Source organism: Halomonas sp. MMH1-48 (genome assembly GCF_022348105.1).
Taxonomy (GTDB): Bacteria; Pseudomonadota; Gammaproteobacteria; order Pseudomonadales; family Halomonadaceae; genus Vreelandella; species Vreelandella piezotolerans.
The window spans coordinates 1-6,695 of sequence record NZ_JAKRFL010000038.1 but is presented as its reverse complement, the minus strand read 5'-3'; the positions used below and the strand labels follow the sequence as shown (position 1 = coordinate 6,695).

Annotated in this window: 4 protein-coding genes and 1 pseudogene; all 5 read right to left on the bottom strand. The window is 55.8% G+C overall.

Annotated features, from left to right (window positions below; genetic code table 11):
* Positions 1-185: 185 nt before the first annotated feature.
* On the bottom strand, positions 186-812 hold the full coding sequence (locus MHM37_RS17015; RefSeq protein ID WP_153843751.1) for a response regulator transcription factor: 627 nt from the start codon (positions 810-812) through the stop codon (positions 186-188).
* Positions 812-2,242 carry an HlyD family type I secretion periplasmic adaptor subunit gene (locus MHM37_RS17010; protein WP_139526864.1) on the bottom strand — a complete coding sequence of 477 codons (1,431 nt, stop codon included), beginning with the start codon at positions 2,240-2,242 and terminating at the stop codon, positions 812-814. The genes MHM37_RS17015 and MHM37_RS17010 overlap by 1 nt, the downstream gene beginning before the upstream one ends.
* A complete protein-coding gene (locus MHM37_RS17005; protein ID WP_231125652.1) occupies positions 2,242-4,353 on the bottom strand; it encodes a type I secretion system permease/ATPase in 2,112 nt (703 codons plus the stop codon). The genes MHM37_RS17010 and MHM37_RS17005 overlap by 1 nt, the downstream gene beginning before the upstream one ends.
* 208 nt (positions 4,354-4,561) lie before the next feature.
* Positions 4,562-6,370, bottom strand: a complete 1,809-nt coding sequence (locus tag MHM37_RS17000; RefSeq protein WP_153843752.1) for a TolC family outer membrane protein — start codon at positions 6,368-6,370, stop codon at positions 4,562-4,564.
* A gap of 193 nt (positions 6,371-6,563) precedes the next feature.
* Positions 6,564-6,695: pseudogene (locus MHM37_RS16995) on the bottom strand (IS481 family transposase); the annotation flags it as partial.

The following is a 6,695-nucleotide window of genomic DNA, read 5'->3' as shown; positions in this document are numbered from 1 at the left end:
GCAAGTGCTCCTATTTTTACACACCAAATTACATACCGTGTAAAAACTAAAAATGCCCCATAAGCCTTTGCTTATGGGGCATTCACTCACTCACCAACAGAAGTACACAAAATTCACTATATACTCCTGGTGGCCTCGTGGTAGTAAACGTATATATAGGAGATTGTCACGTTTCGGCAGTCGAGCTACATATCTGCCTGCTCTGCTACTGGCGCTAATTTGAGGATCAATTGCAACCGATCACGCACCTCCAACTTCTTGAAAATAGCACTCAAATGCGCTTTCACCGTTCGCTCGGTGATATCCAACTGGCGGGCCGCTTCCTTGTTGGTAGCACCACGCGCAACCGCGAGTGCAACACCGCGCTCTCGCTCGGTCAGCAGCCCTAAGTAATCGCTATGCTGGTAGCGGTCATGATCAACACGCTGCTGAAGAGCTTTGAACGTACCGCCAAGTACTTTAGCCAGTAACTCTTGCCCTACCCAGACTCCCTGGTTCGTAACGACCAGCGCCACTTGGTTGAGCACATCGGCGGCGGCCAGGGTGTGCACATAGCCTCTTGCGCCCAGATCCAGTGCACTCAGCGCCTCTCGGTCATCAGGGGTGTAGCTAAGCACCACGACAATGGCACCCTGTTCGACTAATTTAGGCAGTAGTGAGGGCCAGCTCTCGATGGTCGTCGAGAGCCAAGCGAGATCGTTGGGTGATATCTGATGCTCGTAGGTGGCTGGCGTCGAAGCTCCTACATTTTGGAACGCTTTTTTCCACCGCGCCTTTAAACTGCCATCTGTTGTGATAAACCAGTGTTTCATCAGCGCTCCCCCATGGAATCTCGCCACGCCCTTAAAACAGGTTTCAGCATAAACTGCATCACCGTTCGCTTACCGGTGACGATATCGACCTGCGCCGTCATGCCCGGTATTACCTGCAGCCGGTCGGCTACGTTTTCATTCTCTAAGCTGCGCACTCGCACCAGATAAAACGTGTTGCCGTCATCATCGGTGATGGTATCGGCACTGATGTGCTCAAGCTCTGCCTGTAGACCGCCGTAGATGGCATAGTCGTAGGCGGTGAGCTTGATGGTGGCTGGCTGGCCTGGGTGAAGGAAGGCGATGTCTTGAGGCGCAATCCGTGCTTCCACGAGCAGTTGATCATCGGTAGGCACGATTTCCACCACTTCCTGGCCAGGCTGGGCAACACCGCCAATGGTATTGATGTGAATACGCTGCACGATGCCATCCACCGGCGAGCGAATTTCCGTCAGCCGCACTCTATCCTGCAGCCCCGTACCCGACTGCTGTAGTGCGTTGAGCTCGCCCAGCGCTTGCGCGAGGTCGTTACGCCACTCGCTTCGACGCTCGGCATCCAGCTCTCGCAGCTGCGTTTGCGCCTCCTCGACGGCTGCCTGCAGGCGGGCAACCGCTGCATCGGCCTGACTCCTCTCACCAGATGCTCGTGAAACTTCCCGCTGTAAACGCAGCACCTCGACTTCAGAAACCGCTCCCGAGGCCAGCAGTGGCCGCGTCAGGTTCAGCTCCTGGCTGGCCATGCTAGCCTCACGCGCAGCGGTATCCCGTCGTGACTCTGCCTCACGCAACTCCTGCTCGCGCTGGCGAACGCGATCTTCTAACACGTTCTTTTGCTCGCGCAGCTCTTCGCGTCGGCTCTCGTATACCTCACGCTCTTGCATGACGATGTTGGGCACTTCCTGGCGTAGCTCTTCGGAGGGCTCGAAAGCCGTACCGGTCGCCAGCGCACGCAGACGTTCAGCGCGGGCTTCCAGAGCGAATCGCTGGGCGCGATTTTCACGAAAATCCGAGACGAACCGGGTCGGGTCTATCTGCATCAGCACCTCACCGGCGCTCACCATCTGCCCTTCCCGCACCATGATCTGTTCGATCACCCCGCCGTCAAAGGACTGGATACGCTGAAGTTGGCTGGCAGGAATCACCCGTCCAGACCCGCGGGTCACTTCATCAATAGCGGCAAAGTAAGACCATATCAGCAGCGCCACGATCGCCAACAGGACCGTATAAAGAAACAGCCGCGCCCGAATGGGCTCTTGCTGCATTCGCGCCCAGTCGGTGTCGCTCGCCCAGTCACGATTGAGGTGCGCGGAGGTCACTCGTTTGGCAAACAGGCGATCCATAAAGGGTCGAAACGGTTTTTGGCCCTTTTCAGAGAAGCGCCCAATCGCTTCAAAGCCTTTTTGTTCGGATGTCGAGGAGGATTTACGCGCCATTACGAAGCCCTCCCGATTTGGCCTTTGCGCAGCGCTTCCACCACGGTATCCCGCGGACCGTCGGCGACGACTTTACCGGCATCCATGACGATGATGCGATCCACCAGAGAGAGTAGCGAGGTACGATGCGTTACGACGAGAATGGTTTTGCCTGCTGCGACGTTTTTTAGATTGGCTTTGAACGTCTCTTCACTGGCGTTATCCATAGAGCTGGTAGGCTCGTCCAGTAATAAGATGGGCGGGTCTTGAACCAACGCGCGGGCAATGGCAACCGACTGTTTCTGCCCACCCGATAGCGCTTGGCCGCGCTCGCCTACCTGCAGATCGACGCCATGAGGATGGCTGTTGACCAAGCTTTCCAGCCCCGCTAGCTCGATGGCCCGCAGCAGCGCATCGTCATCCACTCGGTCACTACCACCCCCTGCCACGATATTGTCACGCAGCGAGCCTGAAAATAGGCTGACATCCTGAGGCACATAGCCTATGTGGCGGCGTAGTTGTAACGGGTCGAGCTGACGAATATCGACATTATCGACCAGCACCGCCCCGGCGGTGGGCTGATAAAAACCCAGCACGAGTTTATTGAGCGACGATTTTCCACAGCCAATGCGCCCCAGGAGCGCCACTTTTTCGCCCGCTTTGACCGTGACAGAGACATCCTTCAAGGCGTCGCGCTCTTCATTGGGATAGCGTAACGTCACTTTTTCAAGGCGAATATTGCCTGCAAAGCTGGGCTTTTCTACGTACGCCTTGCCTTCGTGCCGCTCTACCTTTTTATTCATGACCGCATTCAATGACTCTAATGCGGTGGAGGATTGATGATACTGAGCCAGCAGTGCAGCGGCTTGGCTGATAGGCGCCATGGCTCGCGAAGAGAGCATATAGGCAGCGATCAGGCCACCCTGAGTCAGATTCCCCTGAATGATTTGATACACCCCGACGATGATGACGCAAACGGCCACACTATGCTGTGCCCACTGAGCGACGTTAGAGACCGACGTGCTGACCATTTTCAATTGCGCGCCGGTCTTGGATAGAAAGGCCGACGCTTTTTCCCAATGACGCTGGATGCGACTTTCGGCCCGTAACGCTTTGACGTTTTCCAACTGGGAGATGGACTCGACCAAGAGCGAGTTACGCTGCGCGCCGACCTCCCAGGTCGTTTGCGAAAGTTCGTGGAGCTTTCCTTGAGCCGCCAAGGCGTAGAGCAATACGAATACGATCCCAACCAGTACTGGGAGCACGAGCCAGGGGTTGATCAGCGCAATAATGGCGGCAAACATCAGCACGAACGGTAAGTCCACGATGCCTAGGATGGTTGCAGAACCGATAAAGGCACGCACTGATTCGAACGACTGAAGCGTGGAGGTGAAGGACCCCGTCGAGGCGGGCCGCTCTTCCAAACGCAGCCCCAGTGATTTGGCCATGATACTTGATGAGAGCTTGACGTCTGCCCGGCTGGCGGCCAAGTCGACAAAGCTGCTTCGCATTAGCCTTAGGGCTAAGTCGAAGCAGAGAACGATAAAAATACCGACGGCGAGCACCCAAAGCGTTTCTGTCGCTTGGTTAGGCACGACACGATCGTAAACATTGAGAACGAATAGGGGCATGGCGATGGCGAATAAGTTAATCGCCACCGACCCCAGAACGATATCGCGGTAAAGCCGACGATTTTCACGAATAACGCCCCAAAACCAGTGCTGGTCACGGCGTTTTTTAACGCCCGGCTCGGATGCGTTATCAGCCAAAAACTTTGGGCGAACGTAAATAGCCTCGCCACTATAACCCGCGTAAAGCTCGTCGAGAGAAATGTCGACGTCCGACTCTGAGAGTTCGGGAAAAATGACGCGGGCTCTTTTCTGCTTAAGATCCAGCCCCAACAAGACACAGGCTCTGCCGGGTTCGAGCAGAAGAATCACCGGGAATAGCGCTGGATTCAGTCCAGACAGCCGAGTTTTGGTAATTCTAGCCGTCAAACCCGCCCGTGAGGCAGCTCGCCCAAACACCGAGGGCGTCAATTTGCCTTGTTCCAACGGCAGGCCTGCCCGAAGTGCTTCCGATGACACTTCATGTTGATGAAAAGAAGCGATTACCTTGAGGCACTCAAGCAGCTCATCACGCCCCTCTAGTTCATTGGGGCTGATGTCATCCGATCGCGAATGGGGAGCCTCCGCCCTACTCAGGTTTGGTTGTGTCACAAAGACCTCATTACCCTAAAACGCATTAAGCGACTCGTATTACACACCCAATGGGTAGTGCTTGCCTGCCGCCCTGCGCGGCAGGCTCAGAGGATGGCTAGTTACTCATAGACGCTTGATGCTAACCATTGGTGACAAAGGCATCACCATACCCCATTCGTTGTAGCGTTTGCTGTAGCGCCTGAGCATCACTGAACGAGGCCACCGGCCCCAGTTGAACGCGATAATTTCCCGCCGACGCATACACCCGTGACTGGCTCGTTAGCTGCTCTCCTAACTCAACGCTTAACTGTTGAGCGCGCTCAGCGGCACTTAGCGAGGCGACTTGAATATAGAGACTGCTCTCGATGGCCTCAGGCTCAACCGCTGCGTTGGCGTACACAGGCGCATCGTTTGGCATTACGACGGGCTCACTCGGCTCGTTGTAAGCGGTGGTGAGCGTGTCGCTGGACAACGGGGCAGCAGAAATACCGCGGGTGAAATCTTCCAGAGTGAAGCCACGCGGCCCATCGGTAGCGCAGGCCATCTCAGGGTCTTGCGCTAAATCTTCGTAGCCCAACTCTGCCAAGGTTGGAATGTCTTCACGGACGACTTCCAACGTTTGCATGAGCTGCCCCATGGCGGCCAGCGTCCGCGCCTGGGCCAATGTTAGGTCGAATTCCGCATTGGCATAGGCGCGGCTGGCCTCGAAGTACTCATTCTCACTGTCCAGCACGTCCAAAAGGGTGCGCTGGCCAATATCGAACTGCTGCTGGTAAGCGCCACGCACGCGGTCGATGGATTGGCGGTGGTCGTTGAGATAGCGCAACTGCTCATTAAGACGCTGCGTATCGTTGTAGGCGATTTGTGTCGTCTGACGGACATTGGTACACGCCACTTCACGCTGATTGACGGCCTGCTCGATGCGCGTCGTGGCAGCTTCGAACGCGGCACTATCAGAACCACCGCGATAGAGGTTCATGCTTGCCACGAGCTGAATGCTGTGCTCATCGCTACGCCCAGCGATCGAGTCGTCTTGGTTATTGGTACCGGTACGGCCTTGAATATCCAGGCGTGGCATGAAGGCGGCACGAGCGGCATTTTGCTCAGCACGCTGAACGGCGATGTTCTCAATGGCCGCATGGAAATCGGGATTGCCCTCAAAGGCCATTCGCACTGCTTCACTGACATCGCTGGGTAGCTCGTCGGCCAGCGAGGGTGCAGGCGACATATTTTGCGGTGGTAGCTCACCGACGATCCGCTGGTAACGAGCCGTCACATCATGCAGGTTCGAAGCTTCGGTCATCAAATTGGATTCGGCCAGCGCCAAACGACCGCTGATTTGCTCCAGATCCACACCACGTCCAGCGCCGGACAGTGCACGCTCTTCGATCTGCGAGAAAACACGCTGGTGTTCACGATAGTTATCTTGCGCCAAGCGGACCATTTCTCGGAATCGCAAGACATCTAAATAGGTTTCAAACGCTTCTAGCGCTACCGTTTCGCTGGCCCCCAGCAACTCGAAGTAAGCAATGAGGCGCGCACGATCCAAGCGCTCTACTTCGCTGCGTGTCGCAAAGCCATCGAATACCATTTGCGTCAGAGTGAGCTCGGCAAAGTCACTGCTGTAACTGCCACGTCCATCGTTTTGCTGGTCTTGGCGCCCCACCCCGGCCGTCACGTCGATCGACGGCAGGTAGTTACCCTGAGCCACGCGCACATCACTTCCCGCCGCGCTAAAATTGTTCCATGCTGCATTGACCTGCGGGTTACTCACGATCGTTTGCTGAATCGTGGTATTGAGATCGGTCATACCAGGCGCGTACAGCGTAGCAGGCAGCTGCTGGGCAAGCGCCGTCAGCGGTAAACAGGCAAGCGTGGTCAGTGTCCAGGGTCGGACAGCGCGCTGAAGTGAGAGAGGTGTGCGTTTCGTTGTAACGTTGTCTTTCATGGCCAGAGATCCCTAATGAACGTTTTCGCTACCGATGAGCAAGTCGCCTTTCCTTCGTAACAACGCACGACGCATTGTCACCCCCTGGGCTGCTTACCCCAACTGAACACTGCCAGGCCAACATGAAGCTGGCTATCGTCGCTGGTGATATGGGCTTAGATAAATCACCCTAACTGGATGATATTAGCTTCAATTAATTGTAGGGTCCCGGATGATTAACCACTCGTTTAGTAAATAATTCAGGTCGCTTGAGCTGCCACTCCTTCATCACCGTGATCGGCGATTGGTGGTGCAGCGCTTTCTGCGGGATATGATGATTGTACAG

Excerpts from the sequence above, each read along its gene's own strand:
- MHM37_RS17015 (WP_153843751.1), bottom strand. The coding sequence starts at position 812 with ATGAAACACTGGTTTATCACAACAGATGGCAGTTTAAAGGCGCGGTGG.
- MHM37_RS17010 (WP_139526864.1), bottom strand. The coding sequence starts at position 2,242 with ATGGCGCGTAAATCCTCCTCGACATCCGAACAAAAAGGCTTTGAAGCG.
- MHM37_RS17000 (WP_153843752.1), bottom strand. The coding sequence starts at position 6,370 with ATGAAAGACAACGTTACAACGAAACGCACACCTCTCTCACTTCAGCGC.